Origin of the sequence: Bacillus bruguierae, assembly GCF_037104725.1 — a bacterium.
GTDB classification, from domain to species: Bacteria; Bacillota; Bacilli; order Bacillales; family Bacillaceae_G; genus Bacillus_A; species Bacillus_A bruguierae.
Genome location: NZ_JBAWSX010000011.1, coordinates 48,115 through 69,114, shown reverse-complemented (window position 1 = coordinate 69,114; position 21,000 = coordinate 48,115). Strand labels below are relative to the sequence as shown.

At 35.9% G+C, this 21,000-nt stretch carries 25 protein-coding genes; 19 read left to right on the top strand and 6 right to left on the bottom strand.

The features are described 5' to 3' along the window. Window positions 1–64: 64 nt before the first annotated feature. Complete coding sequence (locus tag WAZ07_RS17495) at window positions 65–1,012, bottom strand: COX15/CtaA family protein (RefSeq protein WP_336473491.1); 948 nt, start codon at window positions 1,010–1,012, stop codon at window positions 65–67. Window positions 1,013–1,639: 627 nt separating this feature from the next. Between WAZ07_RS17495 and cyoE the strand changes: the two genes are divergently transcribed. The 6 genes from cyoE to ctaG all read left to right on the top strand — a co-directional run bounded on the left by cyoE (window position 1,640) and on the right by ctaG (window position 7,571). After that, window positions 1,640–2,563 carry a heme o synthase gene (gene cyoE, locus WAZ07_RS17490; RefSeq protein WP_336473490.1) on the top strand — a complete coding sequence of 308 codons (924 nt, stop codon included), beginning with the start codon at window positions 1,640–1,642 and terminating at the stop codon, window positions 2,561–2,563. 92 nt (window positions 2,564–2,655) lie between these two features. After that, complete coding sequence (gene coxB / locus WAZ07_RS17485) at window positions 2,656–3,705, top strand: cytochrome c oxidase subunit II (protein WP_090914336.1); 1,050 nt, start codon at window positions 2,656–2,658, stop codon at window positions 3,703–3,705. Window positions 3,706–3,738: 33 nt separating this feature from the next. Continuing rightward, window positions 3,739–5,601, top strand: coding sequence for a cytochrome c oxidase subunit I (ctaD, locus tag WAZ07_RS17480; RefSeq protein WP_336473489.1), 1,863 nt, complete (start codon window positions 3,739–3,741; stop codon window positions 5,599–5,601). Further along, on the top strand, window positions 5,601–6,224 hold the full coding sequence (locus WAZ07_RS17475) for a cytochrome (ubi)quinol oxidase subunit III (protein ID WP_090914340.1): 624 nt from the start codon (window positions 5,601–5,603) through the stop codon (window positions 6,222–6,224). Before ctaD ends, WAZ07_RS17475 begins: the two co-directional genes overlap by 1 nt. A 3-nt stretch (window positions 6,225–6,227) precedes the next feature. Further along, complete coding sequence (ctaF, locus tag WAZ07_RS17470; RefSeq protein ID WP_090914341.1) at window positions 6,228–6,566, top strand: cytochrome c oxidase subunit IVB; 339 nt, start codon at window positions 6,228–6,230, stop codon at window positions 6,564–6,566. Between the two features lie 66 nt (window positions 6,567–6,632). Further along, a complete protein-coding gene (gene ctaG, locus WAZ07_RS17465; RefSeq protein ID WP_090914483.1) occupies window positions 6,633–7,571 on the top strand; it encodes a cytochrome c oxidase assembly factor CtaG in 939 nt (312 codons plus the stop codon). Window positions 7,572–7,984: 413 nt separating this feature from the next. Here ctaG and WAZ07_RS17460 read toward each other — a convergent pair whose 3' ends face one another. Continuing rightward, complete coding sequence (locus tag WAZ07_RS17460) at window positions 7,985–8,350, bottom strand: YugN family protein (protein ID WP_090914342.1); 366 nt, start codon at window positions 8,348–8,350, stop codon at window positions 7,985–7,987. Window positions 8,351–8,561: 211 nt separating this feature from the next. Here WAZ07_RS17460 and WAZ07_RS17455 point away from each other — a divergent pair, with 211 nt between their 5' ends. From WAZ07_RS17455 to WAZ07_RS17430, 6 genes are all read left to right on the top strand, one after another. After that, window positions 8,562–9,599, top strand: a complete 1,038-nt coding sequence (locus tag WAZ07_RS17455; RefSeq protein WP_336473488.1) for a CAP domain-containing protein — start codon at window positions 8,562–8,564, stop codon at window positions 9,597–9,599. An 87-nt stretch (window positions 9,600–9,686) separates the two neighbouring features. Next, window positions 9,687–10,100, top strand: a complete 414-nt coding sequence (ylbD, locus tag WAZ07_RS17450) for a YlbD family protein (protein ID WP_336473487.1) — start codon at window positions 9,687–9,689, stop codon at window positions 10,098–10,100. An 11-nt stretch (window positions 10,101–10,111) separates the two neighbouring features. Continuing rightward, complete coding sequence (locus tag WAZ07_RS17445; RefSeq protein WP_090914347.1) at window positions 10,112–10,357, top strand: YlbE-like family protein; 246 nt, start codon at window positions 10,112–10,114, stop codon at window positions 10,355–10,357. A 76-nt stretch (window positions 10,358–10,433) separates the two neighbouring features. Beyond that, complete coding sequence (locus tag WAZ07_RS17440) at window positions 10,434–11,006, top strand: histidine phosphatase family protein (protein ID WP_090914349.1); 573 nt, start codon at window positions 10,434–10,436, stop codon at window positions 11,004–11,006. A gap of 76 nt (window positions 11,007–11,082) precedes the next feature. Continuing rightward, a complete protein-coding gene (locus tag WAZ07_RS17435) occupies window positions 11,083–11,535 on the top strand; it encodes a YlbF/YmcA family competence regulator (protein WP_336473486.1) in 453 nt (150 codons plus the stop codon). A 176-nt stretch (window positions 11,536–11,711) separates the two neighbouring features. Then, the gene (locus tag WAZ07_RS17430; RefSeq protein ID WP_090914352.1) at window positions 11,712–11,987 is read left to right on the top strand and encodes a YlbG family protein; all 276 of its coding nucleotides are present in this window, start codon (window positions 11,712–11,714) and stop codon (window positions 11,985–11,987) included. Window positions 11,988–12,030: 43 nt separating this feature from the next. Here the strand turns inward: WAZ07_RS17430 and WAZ07_RS17425 are convergent, their stop codons facing one another. After that, on the bottom strand, window positions 12,031–12,420 hold the full coding sequence (locus tag WAZ07_RS17425) for a DUF7147 family protein (RefSeq protein WP_090914354.1): 390 nt from the start codon (window positions 12,418–12,420) through the stop codon (window positions 12,031–12,033). Window positions 12,421–13,051: 631 nt separating this feature from the next. On the opposite strand from WAZ07_RS17425, the gene rsmD reads away from it, so the two are divergent. Together rsmD and coaD are read left to right on the top strand one after the other, a co-directional pair. Next, window positions 13,052–13,627: a 16S rRNA (guanine(966)-N(2))-methyltransferase RsmD gene (gene rsmD, locus WAZ07_RS17420; RefSeq protein WP_336473485.1), complete on the top strand. Its 576-nt coding sequence runs from the start codon at window positions 13,052–13,054 to the stop codon at window positions 13,625–13,627. Further along, the gene (gene coaD / locus WAZ07_RS17415; protein WP_020059268.1) at window positions 13,615–14,103 is read left to right on the top strand and encodes a pantetheine-phosphate adenylyltransferase; all 489 of its coding nucleotides are present in this window, start codon (window positions 13,615–13,617) and stop codon (window positions 14,101–14,103) included. Before rsmD ends, coaD begins: the two co-directional genes overlap by 13 nt. Here coaD and ylbJ read toward each other — a convergent pair. Further along, on the bottom strand, window positions 14,098–15,330 hold the full coding sequence (gene ylbJ, locus WAZ07_RS17410; RefSeq protein WP_336473484.1) for a sporulation integral membrane protein YlbJ: 1,233 nt from the start codon (window positions 15,328–15,330) through the stop codon (window positions 14,098–14,100). The genes coaD and ylbJ overlap by 6 nt on opposite strands. A 107-nt stretch (window positions 15,331–15,437) precedes the next feature. On the opposite strand from ylbJ, the gene WAZ07_RS17405 reads away from it, so the two are divergent. Both WAZ07_RS17405 and WAZ07_RS17400 read left to right on the top strand, forming a co-directional pair. After that, on the top strand, window positions 15,438–16,229 hold the full coding sequence (locus WAZ07_RS17405; RefSeq protein WP_336473483.1) for a patatin-like phospholipase family protein: 792 nt from the start codon (window positions 15,438–15,440) through the stop codon (window positions 16,227–16,229). After that, window positions 16,222–17,247 carry a SepM family pheromone-processing serine protease gene (locus tag WAZ07_RS17400; protein ID WP_336473482.1) on the top strand — a complete coding sequence of 342 codons (1,026 nt, stop codon included), beginning with the start codon at window positions 16,222–16,224 and terminating at the stop codon, window positions 17,245–17,247. Before WAZ07_RS17405 ends, WAZ07_RS17400 begins: the two co-directional genes overlap by 8 nt. 246 nt (window positions 17,248–17,493) lie before the next feature. On the opposite strand, the gene WAZ07_RS17395 is transcribed toward WAZ07_RS17400, so the two are convergent. Continuing rightward, complete coding sequence (locus tag WAZ07_RS17395) at window positions 17,494–18,735, bottom strand: nucleotidyltransferase (RefSeq protein WP_336473560.1); 1,242 nt, start codon at window positions 18,733–18,735, stop codon at window positions 17,494–17,496. A 154-nt stretch (window positions 18,736–18,889) separates the two neighbouring features. Here WAZ07_RS17395 and WAZ07_RS17390 point away from each other — a divergent pair, with 154 nt between their 5' ends. The 3 genes from WAZ07_RS17390 (at window position 18,890) to WAZ07_RS17380 (ending at window position 20,274) form a co-directional block, all read left to right on the top strand. Beyond that, on the top strand, window positions 18,890–19,390 hold the full coding sequence (locus WAZ07_RS17390; RefSeq protein WP_336473481.1) for a YceD family protein: 501 nt from the start codon (window positions 18,890–18,892) through the stop codon (window positions 19,388–19,390). 61 nt (window positions 19,391–19,451) lie between these two features. Beyond that, window positions 19,452–19,625, top strand: coding sequence for a 50S ribosomal protein L32 (gene rpmF / locus WAZ07_RS17385; RefSeq protein WP_001984764.1), 174 nt, complete (start codon window positions 19,452–19,454; stop codon window positions 19,623–19,625). A gap of 127 nt (window positions 19,626–19,752) precedes the next feature. Next, a complete protein-coding gene (locus WAZ07_RS17380; protein ID WP_336473480.1) occupies window positions 19,753–20,274 on the top strand; it encodes an RsfA family transcriptional regulator in 522 nt (173 codons plus the stop codon). Window positions 20,275–20,303: 29 nt separating this feature from the next. Here WAZ07_RS17380 and WAZ07_RS17375 read toward each other — a convergent pair whose 3' ends face one another. Next, entirely contained in the window at window positions 20,304–20,774 is a 471-nt protein-coding gene (locus WAZ07_RS17375; RefSeq protein ID WP_336473479.1) for an N-acetyltransferase, read from the bottom strand. Window positions 20,775–21,000 lie beyond the last annotated feature (226 nt).

Sequence of the window (21,000 nt, the reverse complement as noted above, 5' to 3'; positions counted from 1 at the left end):
AGAGCTGCTTTTGTGCAGCTCTTTTGTTTTTAAAAAATAATAACTTGTCAGAAGAGACATGTTATTATGATAGTTTCGTTTGCTTAGTAGTATGATTTATTTCTGTTTTTTTCATGTTTGTTTTACTGCGTGTTCCTAGCATAACTAAATAGCATAATACGGCAAATAAGCATGATATAAAGAGTGAATGCAGAAGTGACATTGTTAAACTTGCTTCTGTATATACAACTAAAATACCAGCGATTGCTTGACATGTGACAAGAATGAAAGCTGTAATCCATCCATAACATATAACAGGTTGTTGCTTATAGTGCTTGATAGCTATAAGCATTGCATATAAAATCCAAGCGAAAATTAATAGAGCAGCAATTCGGTGTCCCATCTGTACCCATTCATGAAACTGTATTGGAAGAGGGCTGTTTTTACTGCATAAAGGGAAACTCGGACATGCTAAACTCGCATGCTCATGACGCACTAACGCTCCTGTATAGACAACAAGGTAACTGTAAATTGTTACACCATAAATGTGAAATTTCATCTTCTTATCAATAACAAGTGAATGAGCATCAAATTTCTTATCAATTTCAAAGATAAGAAGTGTTAATAAAATAACAGCAGCAAACGAAATAAGGGAAATACCGAAATGAATTGCTAATACAGCCGGAACTTGCCCCCATACAACCGCAGCAGCGCCCATGAGTGCTTGCGCTATTAAAAACGCGAAAGATAGGATGGCAAGTGCTTTTGTTTCACGAACTTGTCCATAGTATTTCCAAGATAAGATACATAGTAGTGTAACTAGAATTCCTGCAGAACCTGAAGTAAGACGATGACTCAGTTCGATAATTGTTTCCATTGATAAATTCGAAGGAACAAGTTCTCCATTACACAGCGGCCAAGATTTACCACAGCCTTGTCCAGATCCAGTTTTAGTAACTAACGCTCCACCAAGTAGAACAAATAATAAATCAAGACTTGTAATGACTGCTAACCATTTTATAAAGCGTTGCAATCCTTTTCACCAGCTTTCAATTTCAAAGTTATTGTGCAATATTTTAATAAAATAAAGTAGAACTTCCCTCGGTGTTGTTTTTAATCCTCACTAAGGGTTAGTTAAACGACTTCGGCGCATACTAGCAGTTACCTAACCTATATTCTCTACGTCTTCAGAATCTTGAGGTGGAGGTTTTACTACTTGTAAATAGCCGGAAAGGTTATAGAAACAGAAATGCACTACAGTCCTATGATATATAAAATCTGATAAAATAGCAAAGGGGAGAGAGCGGAAGAAGATAAGGAAAATAAATTGCTGATTTTTAACAAAAAATAGTGAGTTTTATAAAGAAATATACGGAAATGCATGCGGAATTTGACAAAATAGTTTATTATAAAAGATAATTACGTTCTATAATTGATGAAGTAATAGGAAAACTTTTTAAGTCATAGACACAAAAAGTTCATGTTTTCTTCACAATTTTTTCATGAAATATGTTTTAATATATTCGAGCGAGAAGTGTATATTAATAACAAAACCAAAAAACAACATTTCTACTGTAATAATATTGCTATATAAAAGCGATATTTTATTTTAAGTAAATGGGCAAAAGAAAGATGGAAGTTTTAAGAGGGGGTTAAAGTGATGAACCATGCAACAAGTGAACTGCATGATGAGTCAGCTATAGCAAATGTACCGGAAACAACACGTGTACAAGATTTATTAGCGCTCGTTAAGATGGGGATTGTAAATTCAAATACACTTACTGTATTTACAGGATTTTGGTTAGCTCTACATTTCAATGGATTGAATGTTTTGGACCATCTAGATAAAATGTTTTTTACAATCATCGGCTCTGCATTAATTATGGCGGGAGCATGTAGCTTAAATAATTATATTGACCGAGATATTGATCATTTAATGGAACGAACAAAAAATCGTCCAACAGTAACAGGAAAATATAAACCTGGATTCGCATTAACATTAGGTATTACAATTACGCTTTTAGGCTTTGTATTTTTGCTATTTACAACACCGATGGCAGCATTTATTGGTTTTATTGGTTTCTTTACGTATGTTGTTCTGTATTCATTATGGACAAAGCGAAAATATACGTTAAATACAGTAGTAGGGAGTGTATCAGGTGCAGTTCCGCCTTTAATCGGTTGGGCAGCTATTGATCCAAGCTTGAATCACCCTATTGCTTGGATGCTATTCTTAATTATGTTTATTTGGCAAATTCCACATTTCCTCGCACTTGCGATGAAACGTGTTGAAGAATATCGCAATGCAGGCATTCCAATGCTTCCTGTAGCGCATGGATTTGATATTACAAAACGTCAAATTATGATTTGGACAGTATGCTTATTACCACTGCCATTTTATATGAGTGCACTTGGAGTAACATTTATGGTAATTGCAACATTGCTTAACATCGGTTGGATCGTGTTAGGGTTTTATGGCTTCCACAAGAAAGACGACATCAAATGGTCCGTGCAAATGTTTGTATACTCCTTAAATTACTTAACAATCTTATTTATTTTAATGATTGTTGTAACTTTCTTCTAAGACAACGACATGAGGGGATTTCTTTACGTTGAGGTTTACTTTACTTACTATAAAGTACAATCTAATTAACAAAGAAAGTGGGGGTTGTTTGCATGAAGAAACAGTGGCGATTGCTTTCGCTCGTTTCACTAGTGGCTTTACTGTTAGGGGGATGCGGTAAAGCCTTTCAATCTACTTTGATTCCACAAGGTGAAGTAGCAAAAATGCAATATGATTTATTGTTATTAGCCAGTGCAATCATGATTGGTGTTGTTCTTGTTGTTACGATTATTTTCTTGTATGTAATTGTACGTTTCCGTCAAAGGAAGGGACAGGAAAACTATATTCCGAAGCAAGTTGAAGGAAATCACAAGCTAGAAATTATATGGACAGTCATTCCGATTTTACTTTTATTGGTGTTGGCTGTCCCTACTGTTACATATACGTTTAAACTTGCTGACGTTAGTGCAATGGAGAAAAAGAATATTGATAAAGATACAATCGTTGTTGATGTAACAGCGAATCTTTATTGGTGGGAATTTTCTTATAAAAATGAAAAAATAGTAACTTCGCAAGATTTAGTCATCCCTACAGGTAAAAAAGTGTATTTAAATTTAAAGGGTGCCGATATTAAACACTCATTTTGGGTTCCCTCTTTAGCTGGAAAAATGGATACAAATACAGATAATGTGAACAAGATGTGGATTAAAGCAGATAAGGCCGACACATATAATGGATTTTGTACAGAATTTTGCGGACCGTCTCATTCTTTAATGCAGTTTAAAGTGAAAGCGGTTAATGAAAGCGAGTACAAAAAGTGGATTGCTAGTATGAAAGAATTAGATGGTAAAAAGGCTGTTGCTTCTTCGAAAGAACAAGAAGGTAAACAAATCTTTGAAAAGAGCTGTATCGGTTGTCATGCTACTGGATCAAATGATAGCAGACCACCTTCTGCACGTATTGCACCAAACTTAGCAAACTTTGCAGACCGTGACATGGTTGCGGGAATTGCTAAAAATAATGATGAAAATGTAGAAAAATGGTTAAAAGACCCTGAAAGCATGAAACCAGGAAACAAAATGACTGGAAAATACGGTAATCTTACTGAAGATCAAGTAGAGGCATTAAATGCTTACTTGAAAACATTAAAAGTTGAAAAGTAACGAGAAACTATTTGCGAAGGGGAGGTTGAAAACGTGAGTTCTGTAGCAAAAAAACAGGGAGTGGGCTCTGTGATTTGGGATTATTTAACGACAGTAGACCATAAAAAAATAGCCATTCTCTATTTAATTGCAGGTGGGTTGTTTTTTATCATCGGTGGAATAGAAGCGTTATTTATTCGATATCAGCTAGCGTTTCCAAACAATGATTTTCTGGTTGGGGATGCATACAACCAAGTATTAACAATGCACGGAACAACAATGATTTTCTTAGCAGCAATGCCGCTTGTGTTTGCCATGATGAATGCAGCTGTACCACTTCAAATTGGTGCACGAGATGTTGCGTTTCCATTTTTAAACTCGCTTGGATTTTGGCTATTTTTCTTTGGAGGCGTATTTTTAAATTTAAGTTGGTTTTTGGGAGGAGCACCTGATGCAGGATGGACATCATATGCATCGTTATCACTCGCATCAAAAGGACACGGCATCGATTTTTATGTTCTCGGATTGCAAATTTCAGGTATTGGAACATTAATAGGTGGAATTAACTTCCTCGTTACCATTATTAATATGCGTGCACCTGGAATGACATATATGCGTATGCCGATGTTTACATGGACGACGTTTGTAACATCTGCACTTATTTTATTTGCATTTCCGCCGCTTACAGTAGGTTTAGCTTTATTAATGTTAGACCGTTTATTTGGAACAAGTTTTTTTAACCCTGCTTTAGGAGGAAATACGATTATATGGGAGCATTTATTTTGGATTTTCGGTCATCCAGAAGTGTACATTCTTATACTCCCAGTTTTCGGAATATTCTCAGAAATATTCGCGACATTCTCTAAAAAACGATTATTCGGATATTCATCTATGGTATTTGCAACGGTATTAATTGGATTTTTAGGATTCATGGTATGGGCACATCATATGTTCACAGTGGGTCTTGGACCAGTAGCAAATGCCATTTTTTCTGTAGCTACAATGGCAATTGCTGTTCCGACAGGTATTAAAATTTTTAACTGGCTCTTTACAATGTGGGGCGGTAGTATTCGTTTTACAACGCCAATGATGTGGGCCGTTGGTTTCATTCCATCATTTGTTATGGGTGGTGTGACAGGGGTTATGCTTGCATCTGCTCCTGCTGATTATCAATTTCATGATAATTACTTCGTTGTAGCTCACTTCCATTACGTAATTGTTGGTGGAGTTGTATTTGGATTATTTGCGGGGGCTCATTATTATTGGCCGCTTATGTTTAATAAAATCTTAGATGAGACACTTGGTAAAATTACGTTTTGGTTGTTCTTTATTGGTTTCCATTTAACGTTCTTTATTCAGCACTTCCTTGGTTTAATCGGTATGCCGCGCCGATATTTTACGTATTTGCCAGGACAAGGATTAGAAACTGGTAATTTAATTAGTTCAATAGGCGCAGTATTTATGGCACTTGGAACAATTGTGCTTTTGGTTAATGTTGTAAAAACATCTTTTTCAAAAAAACAAGCTGGTCGCGATCCGTGGGATGGTCGTACTTTAGAATGGGCAATTCCTGCGCCGACACCTGAATATAACTTCAAGCAATTACCGTTTGTGCGTGGATTAGATCCACTATGGATTGAAAAACGTGAAGGGAAAAATGAGATGACGCCAGCAGAGCCGATTGGTGATATTCATATGCCAAACTCATCTTTCTTACCGTTTGTTATCTCTTTAGGCTTATTTATCGCGGCATTTGGAGCGATGTATATGCATGGTGGGAAAGAGAAAATGTGGTTAGTGATAGCGATCGTTGGTCTTATTATTACGTTTGGAGCAATGTTCTTCCGATCTGTAATTGATGATCATGGATACCACATTCATAAAGAAGATTTAGATGATAAAGGGGGTAAGGCGTAATGCATGTAGAGGAAAAATTAACAAATGAAACCTTTCCAGCAGAGCCTGAAAAAGCAACCCTCGAAGGAAAGAATAAATTCATTGGATTTTGGTTATTTTTAGGAGGGGAAACTGTACTGTTTGCTTCCTTGTTTGGAACATACTTGGCATTGAAAAATTCAACAAACGGTGGGCCGACGTCACAAGAAATGTTTCAAATGCCGCTTGTGTTTATTATGACAATGCTTCTTTTAACAAGTAGTTTAACGAGTGTATATGCAATGTATCATATGAAGAATTTTAATTTTAAACAAATGCAGTTTTGGCTTATTATTACGATCTTGCTTGGGATTGGCTTTTTAGGCTTTGAGATTTATGAGTTTAATCATTATACTCATGAATTTAAGCATACGATGAAAAGTAGTGCATTTGGTTCTGCATTTTATGCGTTAGTTGGTACGCATGGGTTACACGTTTTATTTGGATTACTTTGGATTTTAACTCTAGTGCTCCGTAATGCGAAGCGTGGTTTAAATTTATATAATGCTCCGAAGTTTTACGTTGCATCAATTTACTGGCATTTTATTGACGTAGTTTGGGTGTTTATTTTCACTGTAGTATACTTAATGGGAATGGTGGGATAAACAATGGCGATAAAACAAACAAATATAAACAATCCTAAAGTGGATCTTGCTTATCGCAGAAAAAAAAGTGCGGAAGAAATGAAACATCAAGTCATTACGTTCGGATTAATGATTTTTTTAACAATGATTGCATTTGTAGCAGTCGCATATCCGAAAACATTTAGTCCGCTTTTTTCGGTACCATTTATTTTATTGTTAGCTGCCATACAAGTTATTTTTCAATTGTATTATTTTATGCATATGAGCCATAAAGGGCATGAGGCTCCAGCATTTTTCTTGTATGCTGGTTTGCTAGTTGGATTAGTAACGATTTTAACTTTTACGACAATCGTTTGGGTTTAAAATAGAAAGGGGGATTGAATGTTTCATCAATCCCCTTTTACTTATGAAAGGGTGGGTGAAAGAAAAGTGAACAACTTATGGATATTTGGTTTTGAAGCACTGTGGAGCCCAATCTTTTTTCTTTTTATATTAGCTATTGTGATTGGTTATTTTTTAATTATTGGAAAGTATAGACATCGCTTTCCGAATGGGGAAGAAGTAAGTAAACGAAAAATCTTTTATTTTACAAGTGGGATGTTCCTTTTATATTTAGTTAAAGGGGGTCCTATCGATTTACTTGGACATATTGTGTTTAGTGCGCATATGTTAGAAATGGCAATCATGTACATTGCTGTACCGCCATTATTACTACTGGGGCTACCAATCTGTTTTTTTGAGTATATAACATCATTTCGATTTATTCGTATAATGTTACGCATATGGGCAAATCCTATTATCGCATTATTTGTTTTTAACGGGTTATTTTCGATGTATCATTTACCATTTGTGTTTGATACGGTAAAGCAAAGCCAAATTGGACATCCAATTGTTCTTGCTATCTTGTTTTTTATGGCAATTATGCTATGGTGGCCGATATTTAATCCGTTAGCACAATATCAAACATTAAGTGATATTAAAAAGATTGGTTATATGTTTGCTAATGGGATGCTATTAACACCGGCTTGTGCACTTATTATTTTTGCGAATGAGCCGTTGTTTGTGACATATACAGATCCAAATTCATGGATGAAGGCGATGGAGCTTTGTGTACCAGCTGGAACATTATCTAATTTAAATATTACAGGTCCGGATTTCTTACATTGGATTCCTGTTTTAGAGGATCAGAAAACAGGAGGTATTGTAATGAAGATTATACAAGAAATTGTATATGGCACAGTCATTGGGTATGTTTTCTTCTCGTGGGTGCGTAAAGAACGGAAAAAGGATGCGGAACAGATACATGCATTACCCCCGTATTTGCAATCTCAATCATCTGTCACTGATAGCAAGCTCTCACCAAGATAAAGTGAAACTTCTCTCAGTAGGAAGGCCTACTATCCATGAATAGCGAGGTAAATTTACTAAATCAAAAGAAGGTGTACCATCGTGTACACCTTCTTTTGATTTTTCGACATCTTTGTCTAGCTCCAGCGGCTAGAACAGTCAGTGGCTTCGCGTCTTCCGCCGAGGCAAAAAGCGCCTCTATGTCAGAAGATCCATCCCCCTCTTGTTCTGAGCGAGCCGCTTCCGCCTTTCTTTATAAGTAGCTGCTATGCAGAATACAATATACCGCTACTTGCTTGCTTTAAACCTCGCATATGGCAGGAAAAGGCTCTGACCGCTTCTATGCACGGCCAGACGCTCTCGTCCCTCTAAAAGGACAGAGGTTTTATGTCGTTTTTTAACTTGTATATAGCGAAACTCGTAGAAAGTTTTCTTTATTCTATAATCGCTAAATCTTGCAACTCTTTTTCGATATTTTGAAGTAACTGTTCGCTTTTTTGAAGAACATTTTTTGGGAATTTTTCGTTCTCTCCATACTCCACACCGTGTGGATAATAATGTTTACCAAGAAGAGGTTGTAATAATTTAATATGGGCATGTCGCCGGCCAATATCTCCTTCTAGCGCAAAACCTTGTATACGTAAATAATACACATCTTTCAGCATTTCAAATTTATAGTCGTATGTAACTCGCTCGTAATCCCATTGCCCAGCTAGTACAAAGTGATGATTGTCCATTACCTCAGTAAGAAGTGTGAAGTCAACAACTACGCCTTCAAGTTTCGTATTTGTAAATTGCATGAAATAGCCTCCTTATTATAAACGTAAAACCACTTGAATTTATAATAGTACGAATAGTGAGAAAACGCAATTCATATAGAGAGAAAAGGGAGAATGTCTGATTTTATGAAAGAAATATGATATAGTGAACATAGTGTGGTACACACAAAATGGAGAAAACAGTTTTGTTTGTGTATACCTCAATTTCATGGTTATTCAGGAGGTATATAATTTGAAAAAGTTGTTCCGCATTATAGTAATTACTATTCTTATTTTAGCAATTGATCTATACGGGAAATTACTCGTTTCTCAATATATATTTCAATCTCCTCATTTAAAAAAAGAGCATAAAATTGTGAAAACCAAAAAAGAAAAAGAGATTAAAGGAGTACCCGAAACTATTCCAGAGTTACTTGGTAGTGATTCTGAAATTTTATTAGCAAATTGGGATGAACCAGCGCGAATTGAACCATCTGCATATGGTTATGAATGGTGGATATATAATAAAAACTTAACACAATATGTGCAGTTTGGGATTAAAGAGCATAAAATTGTTACGATTTATGTTGGTGGAGAGAAAGTAAATATTTCGCCATTTCATATTGGGGAAACATATGAAGATATTTATAAGAAAAATCCGTTTTCACATGAAATTTCACTTAAAATGGGAAAAAATAGCTATCAATTCGAATTATCTGATGTTGAACTAACAGAACAACCACTCGTTGCTATAGAAGATGGATGGGCGCAATTATATTTTGATCATTTTACACATAAACTTGTTGGTGTTCGTTATATGGATGATGAAACGTTAATCAGCCAAAGACCGTATCAGATTGTTTTTTCTGGAGAATTAACGAATCCACAGCCATTATCACAAGAACAAATAAAACAAGTTGAACAAGGGAATGCACAGCAAATTTTAGATTTGACAAATGTAATTCGAAGTCGTAACCATCTTCCATTATTAGTATGGGATCAGCAAGCAGCAGCAGTAGCATATGAACATAGTAAAGATATGAAAGATAACAACTATTTTTCACATGATTCACCTTCGTTTGGAACATTAGGAGATCGTTTACAAAAAGGGAATGTATCATTTCAGCTAGCGGGGGAAAACATTGCAGCGCAGCATAGTGATGGAATTGCAGCGGTTCAAGGATGGTTAAATAGTGAAGGACATCGAAAGAATTTGCTAAATGAACAATTCACTGGTTTAGGAATTGGAGTGTATGATAAATTTTATACGCAAAATTTTATTCAAAAGTAAGGTGTATGGATTGCCTAAAAATAGGCGAACCATGCGCCTTTTTTTTCTTACAATATAGTAAAAGATACATCTGGTGGGGTGATTGTAATGACGACGGTGAAAGGAGATTTACATCCTTCTATTCAAAAGTTCAAAGAGTTTGTACGTCAGCATCCAAAGATGGTTCATGACGTTCGAAATGGAAAGAAATCATGGCAACAGTTTTACGAAGAATGGTATTTACTTGGAGAACAAGATGGTGTATGGAATCGCTACAAAGTAAATGGAGAGATAGTTCCTCCACCTGTACAAGAAGAGAGCGAAGAAAAGCTTGGTGATTTTATGGGACAAATGGTATCGTTTTTTAAAAAAATAGATGTAGAACAGGTGCAGCAACATTTAGCGAATATGACGACTGCCATTGGAAGTGTGCAGCAGGTTATTCAACAGTTTCAAGGGGATCAGACAACAAAGCAACAGCGTAATTCCGAAAATAATCCGTTTTTCTTTCAAAAAGATTAGGAGGAAAGGTGATGAGAACTGAACTCATCGAATTTGTAAGGTCGAATGAAGATTTACAGAAATATATTCGAGAGCAACCATATTGGTATCGGAAACTTTCTAGAAATCCAAGTGAAAAAGAAGCATTTGAATTAGCAGCCATGCAATATTTTAAAAAGACAATCCCAGACAAGGTAGCTAAGTTTCAAAATCAATTATCCGTTGCTTCTCTTATGATAGACATGTTTCAATATATGAAACAGCAAAACGTTAATTAATTAGAAGTAAAAAATGTGTCCGTCATGCGAAACTTTTGTTACAATAAAAATGGATTATAGAAAAAGGAGTTATAGCATGACGGAAATTTGTTTAGTACGACATGGACAAACTGATTGGAATTTTCAAGAGATTATTCAAGGAAGAGAAGATATTCCTTTAAATGAAATTGGAAAAAAGCAAGCAAGTCAAAGTGCAGTAGCTTTAAAAGCTGAATCATGGGATATCATCGTTAGTAGTCCACTAGTAAGAGCATATGAAACAGCGCAAGCTATTGCTAATGCGGTGAAAATAGACACAATTCATCTTGATGAACGTTTTATGGAACGAAATTTTGGAGTAGCATCCGGAAAGCCAGTTGCTGAAGTTAGACAGTTTATTGCAGATGGTAACGTGGAAGGAATGGAAACGGATCAAGAAATTGTTGAGCGGTGTTTTGTAGCATTAAAAGATGTTGCTCAAAAATATATGGGAAAACGTATTATTATTGTTGCACATTCCCATGCAATTAAAGCGATGTTACATGCTATTTCTCCGGAAGAAATTACGTTTCAAACACCACTACAAAATGCTTGTATCAGTTATGTGAGAGAAATAGAGGGAACGTGGGAAATTTTGAAGTACAATATCGCCGAACATATTTGTCTGTAATCTATATCTGAATAAAGTCATGGAATTAGTAGTTCTGCTGTAAATGTGATATGATTAATATTCGGAGGTGTCTCTCATGATTGCAGCGACGCTAGAGAGCGTAATGATTTTAGACAAGGCTGAACAACTTGCAAAGGCAGTTGTTCTTTCAGATATAGCAGAGCAATACCGCAAGTGCTACTATGCATTGCAGCAAGATTCGGAAGTACAAACGCTAATTCGACAATTTACAGAAATGAAAGAGCGTTATGAAGAAGTGCAGCGCTTTGGAAAATATCATCCGGACTATACATCTGTATCGAAACAAATGCGGGAGTTAAAACGAGCAGTAGATTTACATGAAAAAATTGCTGCTTTTAAAAAGGCGGAAAATGATTTACAAAAGTTATTGGATGAGATTAGTGTAATTATGGGTGCTGAGATCTCTCCTGCTATTAAAGTTCCGACAGGCAACCCGTTTTTTGATGCAGGTGGTTGTGGAGGCGGTTGTGGTTCTGGAGGTAGTTGCGGGTGCAAAAAAACGGGGTAATCTGCCCCGTTTTTTAGAATATAGAAGAAAAAAGAATGTAAGAAATGGCTTCCGGTATTTTTAATATTTGAAAATCGATGATGAAGCCTTCATCAGTAGGGTACCCATTAATACAGGATAAATTTCTGTGGCTTATTATGAAATAAATGAATGATATTAAATAAAAGGAGAACATTATGTTTGGGCAACGACAAAGTATGATTGTCTATCTACATTCCTTAAAACATGCTAAAATTTTAAGGAAATATGGAAACATTCATTACATATCGAAACGGTTTAAATATGCTGTTGTGTATTGTGATATGGAGCAATTAGAACATATGATGCAAAAATTAAATAAGCTTCCGTTTGTAAAAAAAATAGAGCCATCTTATCGGCCGTTTTTAAAAACGGAGTTCGAAAATTCCAGACCAGATCGCGCAAAAGAATATGATTATAATAAGATAGATTAAAACCCCACCTAAATTCTGGTGGGGCTTTCTTGTATTCTTCACCTTATTGCATCGGTGGAATAAAATGATTCATTCGTAAAATACCGATGAGATGGTTGAAGTATAGTTCATTTTCTGGAAATGTAGTAGATGGTTTTACAGTAAAAGAAACCACTTTTTTTCCGATTTGTTCAGCTGTTTCTTCAAATAAAGTAATTCGTTTGCTTTTTTTATCTGTTAATACAGGGATCCCTTCTCGACATATGTATAAAGGCTGAAAATCGCCTACTGTCGTGGGGTGAAGAACAACGACAAGAGAGCATACAGCTTTGTCGTTTTTCGAAGTATTAAATTGAAGCATATGCGATACTCGATGTTTGTTTGCTTTTGCAATTTCGAGTAATTCGTATAAATCGGAGTATCCTTCTCCTAGTTCAATAAAACGTTGAATCATGTCTTTTCCTCCTCTTTCTTTTACTGTATCATTTCAGTTTCAAAATGAAAAGGAGACAAAGAAAAAACCCTGCCGAAGCAGGGCCCTTCTTATACTAGCATGACTAGCAAGAAGGCAAAGGGAGAGGAGAAACCGGAGGAAGAACTTATGGGGAAACGTAAGTCTTCTCCGCGGTTGGCAACAACATCGAAGGTGATGTTGTTATACTTATTTATCCCCAAACTGTATGAAGATATACATTATAAAATTAAATTTTCTCTTTTCCTTTTTATTTTTCTTTCGCATGTTTTATGATAGGATAAAAAAGGTGAATATACATAAAGTGAAACTTTCATCAGTGGAGGTATTATTGCCCACGAATAGCGGGATGAAGTTGAGCTTATACAAGAATGATTTATATGAACATTTGTTATATGAATCCATTTTGATTTTTCGACATATAGATTGCTGTTATGTAAAAACAAAGGAGCCTGCACTTGCCTTCTTCCTTTGTTTGAACTTCGCATGTGGCAGAAAAAGGCTCTGACCGCTTCTATGCATAGCCAGATGCCCTCGCCCACCTAATAAGAATGGTTTTATGTCGTTTTTTAATTTGGATTTATATAGAAAGAGATAAAGGTAGTGAAAAATTATGAGAGTAGTTTCGGGAAAGTGTAAAGGTCATCCTTTAAAAGCTGTACCAGGTAATACAACACGGCCGACAACAGATAAGGTGAAAGAAGCGATTTTTAATATTATCGGTCCTTATTTTGACGGTGGTTTAGCTCTTGATTTGTTTGGCGGGAGCGGTGGGCTTGGTATTGAGGCTCTTAGTAGAGGGATAGATAAGGCTATTTTTGTTGATCGTGATGGAAAAGCGATAAAGGTTATCCATCAAAATTTAGAAAGTTGCAAGTTAGAAGCGCAAGCTGAAGTATATAGAAATGATGCAGAACGTGCTGTAAAAGCGCTTATGAAACGTGAGTTATTGTTCGATCTTGTACTATTAGATCCGCCGTATAAAGATCAAAAGATTGTTTCTTTAATAAGTATAATGGATCAACATGGTCTATTGAAAGAAGATGGAATCGTTATGGCTGAACATGGGGTAGATGTAGAACTACCTGAAACTATTGGTAGACTTGTGAAGGTAAGAGCTGAAAACTATGGTATTATAGCGATTTCGATTTATAAGTATGAAGGTGAGGGGACCGAATGGCAAGCATAGCAATTTCTTCGGGAAGTTTTGATCCGATTACGCTTGGACATTTAGATATTATTAAAAGGGGTGCAAAAGTTTTTGATGAAGTATATGTTGTGGTTTTAAATAATTCATCAAAAAAACCGCTTTTTACGGTAGAGGAGCGTTTAGAATTAATTCGTGAGGCGACAAAAGACATTCCGAATGTAAAGGTTGATTCGCATAGTGGGTTATTAGTTGAATATGCGAGGATGCGTAATGCGAATGCGATTTTACGCGGTTTACGTGCGGTATCTGACTTTGAATATGAAATGCAAATTACATCCATGAATCGTAAATTGGAAGAGAATGTAGAAACGTTTTTTATTATGACGAATAACCAATATTCCTTTTTAAGTTCAAGTATTGTAAAAGAGGTAGCTCGTTATGGTGGTAATGTTTCTGGGCTTGTTCCACCAATTGTAGAACGTGCTTTAAAAGAGAAGTTTCAAACCCCGTTATGATGAACGGGGTTTTTTGTTATGAATGAGACGTAAAAAGAGTAACGTAACATATAAATATAAACAAAATAGTGTGAAAGTCGGACCGTACATAATAAGTGAGGTCCATCCTTTTGCAAACACGGTAGATTGTTCAGATAAAAAGACTGGAATGTCGTATTGAGTAGGTGAAAAAGAATGTAATTTTTCATAAAGTGGTCCCCAAAATATGTATGTATAGATTGGAGCAAGGAAACTTTGAATAATACGTGCAATAAAGTATGGTTTAAAGCGAATATCTGTTTCTGCTAAAATGCTGGCAACTTGAGCTTGGATGGAAAGACCGCTAAATGCTAAAACAAAACTTGTCATCATGGCTTGTTGTAAAAGAGAAGTGTGTTCTGTTTGGCTAATCATTTGACTCCCGAGTGTCATTTCAAAAAGGCCTGACAAAATAGGGAAACTAAAATAAGGCGAAAGTTGAAATGCAACTAATATTTGTTTCATAATAAAAGCAAGGAAAGTTGTAATATGAAACACAGTTAACATTTTATTTAAAACAGAGAATAAAATAATAAACCCGCCAATCATAAGTAATGTTTGAACAGAAGAATTAATCGCATCACCAATTAATTTGCCAATGGGACGTTTTTCTTGTAAGCGAGTTTTATGAAGAACAGAAAAAGCTTGCCGCAATGGGATTGGCGGTGCATGCCTCTTTGCTTTTGGTTGCTCGCGATTATCTTGGTAAAAGCGCATGAGTAGTCCAACTGTGAAATTACTAACATAATGGGAGGCTGCTAAAATAAGTCCTAGTTTTGGGTTGTCAAAGAAACCGATCGCTACAGCACCAAAAATAAATAATGGATTAGAAGAGTTTGTGAAAGATACTAGACGTTCTGCTTCAATTTGTGTAAGTTGGTTTTCTTGGCGTAACCGAGCACTTAATTTTGCGCCTGCAGGGAAACCCGAGGCCATCCCCATTGCCCATACAAAGCCTCCGATACCAGGTACACGAAAGAGTGGACGCATCAAGGGCTCTAATAGCACACCGATAAACTTTACAACTCCTAGCCCGATTAGAAGTTCTGCAATAATAAAAAAAGGTAGCAATGAAGGAAATACAACTTCCCACCATATATTTAAGCCTCGAATAGATGATTGTAGTGCTGCTTGGGGATGGAGTACGAGAGAAATTGTAATAAAAGAAACCGATATGGTGAGAAAGCTTGTTTTCCATTTTTCGTACATTTTGTATCCCCCTTTGTCCCAAATGTTCATTTCAGTATACGAGGATACATGGTGAAATTAGACCATAAGTATAAAAAGAGAGTGAAAAATTTTTGAGGGTGAAGAAGATGAGAGAACCGAAAATTGGATTAGCGCTTGGATCAGGCGGAGCAAAGGGATTTGCGCATGTTGGTGTTATTAAAGTGTTGCGAGACGCTGGTGTACCTATTCATATGATCGCAGGGAGCAGTATGGGGGCACTAATAGGTACGTTTTATGCAGCGGGATGTAATGTGGATCGTTTGTATCGTTTAGCGACAGTATTTAAGCGGAAGTACTATTTGGACTTTACTGTACCTAAAATGGGATTTATTACTGGAAAACGTGTAAAAGATATGATTAAAATGTTTACATATAATAAAAAATTAGAAGAGCTAGATATTCCAACAGCGGTTGTAGCAACTGATATTCTAAATGGTGAAAAGGTTGTCTTTACACAAGGTTCTATTGCAGATGCTGTTAGGGCAAGTATTTCTGTGCCCGGTATATTTGTTCCAGAGAAAATAAATGGAAGACTGCTCGTTGATGGAGGAGTGATTGATCGTATTCCAGTATCGGTAGTAAAAAAATTAGGAGCTGATATTGTGATTGCTGTTGATGTATCTCCTATTAAGGTTAATGGAGAAGTTACATCCATTTATGATGTCATTATGCAAAGCATTGAAATTATGCAACACGAACTTGTAGTAAATAGACAAATTGCATCAGATTTAATGATGCATCCAGCTGTAGAACAATTTAGTTCGCGAGCCTTTACGAATATAGAAGATATTATTCGTGTTGGTGAAGAAGAAGCAAAGCAGCATATTCAAACAATTTACACATTGATTGAGCAGTGGAAGGAGAAAAAGGATGTTTAAAAAGTTTCGGTATTTATATGCACTACTTATTGGAGTAATTATTGCAATGCTAATTGTATTTGTCCCTCTGCCATACTATATTACAAAGCCAGGTATGGCAGAGAAATTAGAGCCATATGTAAAGGTTGAAGGAGGGAATAAAGAGAAAGGGGATTTTATGCTCGTTACAGTTTCGATGGGACGAGCGAATGTTGTGAATTTTCTTTCTGCTAAATTTAACAAATATGAAGAAATTTTTAAGAAGGAAGAAATTTTAAGAAAAGGTGAAAGTGATGAAGAGTATCAATTTCGCCAAGTATATGCAATGAAAGAGTCACAAGATGCGGCTATTTATAATGCGTATAAACGAGCAAATGCTCCTGTTACGTTTGAAAATCAAGGTGTGCTTGTAGTTGGTATTGCAAATGATATGCCAGCTGCTGAAAAATTAAAGCTTGGAGATCGTATTCTTGCTGTTGATGGGCAATCATTGCAAACGGCAGAGCAGTTTATTGCATATATGAAAACAAAAAAACAAAATGATAAAGTAAGTGTTAAATATGTCCATGAAAATAAAGAAAAGGAAGAAAAATTTGTACTGAAGCCAATTCCAGAAGATAAAAGTCGCGCTGGTATTGGGGTTTCTATTATTACAGATAAGAAGCTTACAGTAAGTCCTAATGTGAAAATTGATGCGCATAAGATTGGGGGACCTTCTGCTGGTCTTATGTTTACGTTAGAAATTTATAATCAGCTCGTGAAAGAAGATATAACGAAAGGTCACGAAATAGCTGGAACTGGAACGATAAATGAAAAAGGAGAAGTCGGTCCAATTGGAGGTATTTCTCAAAAAGTAGTTGCAGCTCATAATGCAGGTGCAGAAGTATTCTTTGCTCCAAATGAGAATGGAAAAGAGAATTCAAATTATAAAGAGGCAGTGAAAACAGCTAAAGATATAAACACCAAAATGAAAATTATACCTGTAGATACGATAGATGATGCGTTAACGTATTTGAATAAAATGTCAGAAAAAAAGTAAATCCTCTCGTTTAAGAGAGGATTTTTTTATCATTCTATTTTCAGACAGCGAAAGATGAAGAAGGGAAAGCTGGAAGATTCACTTTATCCCGCTATTCGTGGGCAGTAAGACCCCCATCTTAAGGCTGAGAGAGGGGCGTTGTCTAGTCCCAATGGCTAGAATGTTCGGTTGCTTCGCTTCTTCTTACGAGGTAAAAAACGCCTCTACGTCAGAAGCTCCATCCCCCTCACTGCTGGAAGTTTCACTTTACAAAAATACATGTTGCACTTCGTTATATCGAATAGGGTGCTGCGTTATATCTCGCTTTATCATTTCACCACAAAGGGTTCCTTGTAAAATAGAGAAATAAGCAGCGCTTGCTTTTCGGTCTATATCTAGAAGAGGATGTTGTAACGTTTTTGTATGAGAAAGCAATGGAAGTGTTATTTGCTTTTTTTTTGCTGATATATACGCTTGTCCTTTTTGGGACATGCCGAGTAAACGAATATATTGTGCGTGTTGTTCTACATGGGCTTTGTGCATCTCTTCTTTTGTTGTGTTGGTTAAAATGTGTGTGCAAATGCGCTGTAGTCGTGTCCATGTGTAACGTTTTGTTTTTAATACTTCCATAAATTTTGTAAATGAAGTTGCTTCTTGGATAGAAGATAAAATCCGATGTTCCAACCCTTCCTCTACTTCATATATATTTTGTAATTGCGATGGTGACATGGTTAGGAGTTTATATTTTAGTAAGTGAAAATAATGCTCCCAATTATGTAATAGGTGATAGGAATGTTTATATTGCTCTAAAAGTAGGTTTGTTATTTTTGGAACAAAGGGAATAATTGTTGAAAAAGTTTCCGAATCATTAAATAATTGTTTGCGAATACTCGTTGCACTAGCAATTCGTTCATTTTGAAATGTTTCGTCATGATAGTGAGAAGCAAAACGCTTAATTGTACTTGCCTTCATTAAACTTTTTTGTTGGATAATGGCTTCTATGTAATGCATTCCTAAAATATTATTAGGCTCTGAAATGTCGATAGTAGCTATGTTTTTTTGTAAGGATGAAAATGCCTCAGAAGTTGCTTTCGCATAACTCATGCCTGTTTTTAAGTATCGCTGCACAAGGGAATGGAATGCCTCTTGCTCAGTTTGACGCAAAGTAACTGTATTGTAGAAATGTTCGATATTACCACTTTCACTCCCAAAACAAATCTCAGAGACACGAAGAGCATCTAATATTGAAATAGCACCGTTTGCAAATGTTTCAGCTTTTTGCGTTGCGAAGGCATATGGAAGTTCGGCGACAACGTCCACACCATTTGCTAATGCCATTTGTGTTCGCGCCCATTTTGAAACGAGAGCCGGTTCTCCGCGCTGTAAAAAGGGTCCGCTCATAACAGCAATAATAATATCTGCCTTTGTTAACTTTTTAGTTTGTTGCATATGATAAGCATGACCATTGTGAAATGGATTATATTCAACAACAATGCCGCTAGCTTTTATAAGAATCTCCCCTTTCAGTGTAGCATCTTTTTCTAAAACATGATAATCTATATATTATTTCCTATAATGACTTCATTATAGTGTAAAGAAAAAATATTGACAAATATACAATGGCTAGCTATAATTTTGTTTGTTGCCTTGAGGTGATATGAGTATGAAATGGTCGATTCATCAATTGAACAAATATCGACAAAAAGGACTAACGTTAGATGAGATGGTAGATGTTAGTGATCTGAATAATGTTGAGAAAGATGTTCGAGACGTTACTCCTGTTCATGTGACAGGTAGAGTTGATTTTGGCTCTAACAAATTTACGTTTCATCTACATATAACAGGAAGTATGGTATTACCATGCTCTAGAACGTTAGTAGATGTAACATTACCATTTGACATTGAAACAACTGAGGTGTTCTTAGTTTCGAAAGAAGATTATGAACCTGAAGCAGATTTTCATTACTTAGAAGGAGAAGTACTTGACTTACTCCCTGTAATTAAGGAAAATATACTATTGGAGATTCCAATGCAAATTTTCAGTGAGGATGTTTCAGAGGGAACACCGATGCAAGGTCGAGATTGGCAAGTGATTTCGGAAAAAAGCGAAGAAAAGCCTGTTGATCCAAGATTAGCAGGACTTGCGAAGTTTTTTGACAAATAATCAGAAGACCGTTTCGGGCCTTCGTATGAAAATAACTTTCTCTTTTAAGGAGGTGGGAAGAATGGCTGTACCTTTTAGAAGAACTTCTAAAACAGTAAAAAGAAAGCGTCGTACGCATTTCAAATTATCAGTACCTGGTATGGTAGAGTGCCCAAGCTGTGGTGAAGCGAAATTAGCTCACCGTGTATGTAAAGCATGCGGTACTTACAAAGGTAAAGAAGTAATCAGCAAGTAATTGCAAAAATAAACGCAGGAGGGAAACCTTCTGCGTTTATTTTTTTGCTTTTCTTTACATGTTATTCTTCTATCTTTTCTAGTAACTGCATATGTTTAATAAAAAATGCATAAGGAGGACTAGAGAGATGGCAACAACAAGACAAGATGCATGGACTGATGACGAAGATTTACTTCTGGCAGAAGTAGTGCTCCGGCATATTCGCGAAGGGGGAACGCAGCTTTCTGCCTTCAAAGAAGTAGGAAGACATTTATCGCGGACACCTGCTGCTTGTGGATTTCGTTGGAATTCTTACGTGCGTAAACAATATAAAGAACGCATTGAAGAAGCAAAGCAAATACGGAAAGCTGAAAATTATGAAGTGCAAGAACAAAAGAAGGAGAAAGTGAGCTCTCTTTCAATAACGTTAGAAGATGTAATTGTTTTTTTACAAAGTTATAAAAAAGAAGAAGAAGAAATGGAGTTATATAAAAAAATTGAGACGTTGCAAAAGGAAAAAGAAGGGCTGCTGCAGCAATTGTCTTTGTATGAAGAAGAATATCGTACTTTATTTGATTATATCGACCGAAAAAGAAACTCGATGGTATTAGAGCCTTCTGAAAGAGAAAGGAAACGAGAAAAAGGAATACTTGAAAAAACATCAAAATAAAAACAGCTGTCACGCAGCTGTTTTTATTTTTAAGCGGATTCACTTTTTGTAACCGCATTCAAATTTGCGTTTGGATACCAAATATAGAAATCACCATCATCAATGGTTACTTTTTCGAAGTGTAATTTCTCCCAAAAATCAGCAGATTGGACACGAGCAATCGTTTTGATAGGAAGATGCAATTGTTTTGCATAATCGACAAGCATCTTACCGAATCCTTGTTTTTGGAATATTGGTAACACTTCGAGTTTAAAAAGTTCTACATAAGGGCCAGAAAACAAATTGTTGCTGGACTGTTGTTTCGTATACAAGCTCATGCGTGCGATAAGAGAACCGCCGTAATAAATTCCATAAAAGGGGGATTCGCTATCGTTTTCGATGATATTTGCTTGTAAATCTTCCAGCATAGATAATTCTTCAGCGCCGCATCCTTTGAATTTTTTAAACTCTTCTAACGTTTTATAATTGATGAGCAAGCGCTCAACTTTCGGGAAATGCATAGAATCACATCCTTTTCTTGTTGTAAAATAAAGAAAAGTATAAATATTTACAATAATATTATAACGCATTTTTTTAATTTTATGAAGAAAAGAGATCATTCTTTCAGTATTTTTTTTAGAAGTTTGCTAAACTAATTTTATAAACTATATAAATACAAATTAAAAAATCGACATATAAACCCTCTTTCTTTTTAGGGGGCGAGAGCATCTGGCCATGCATAGTAGC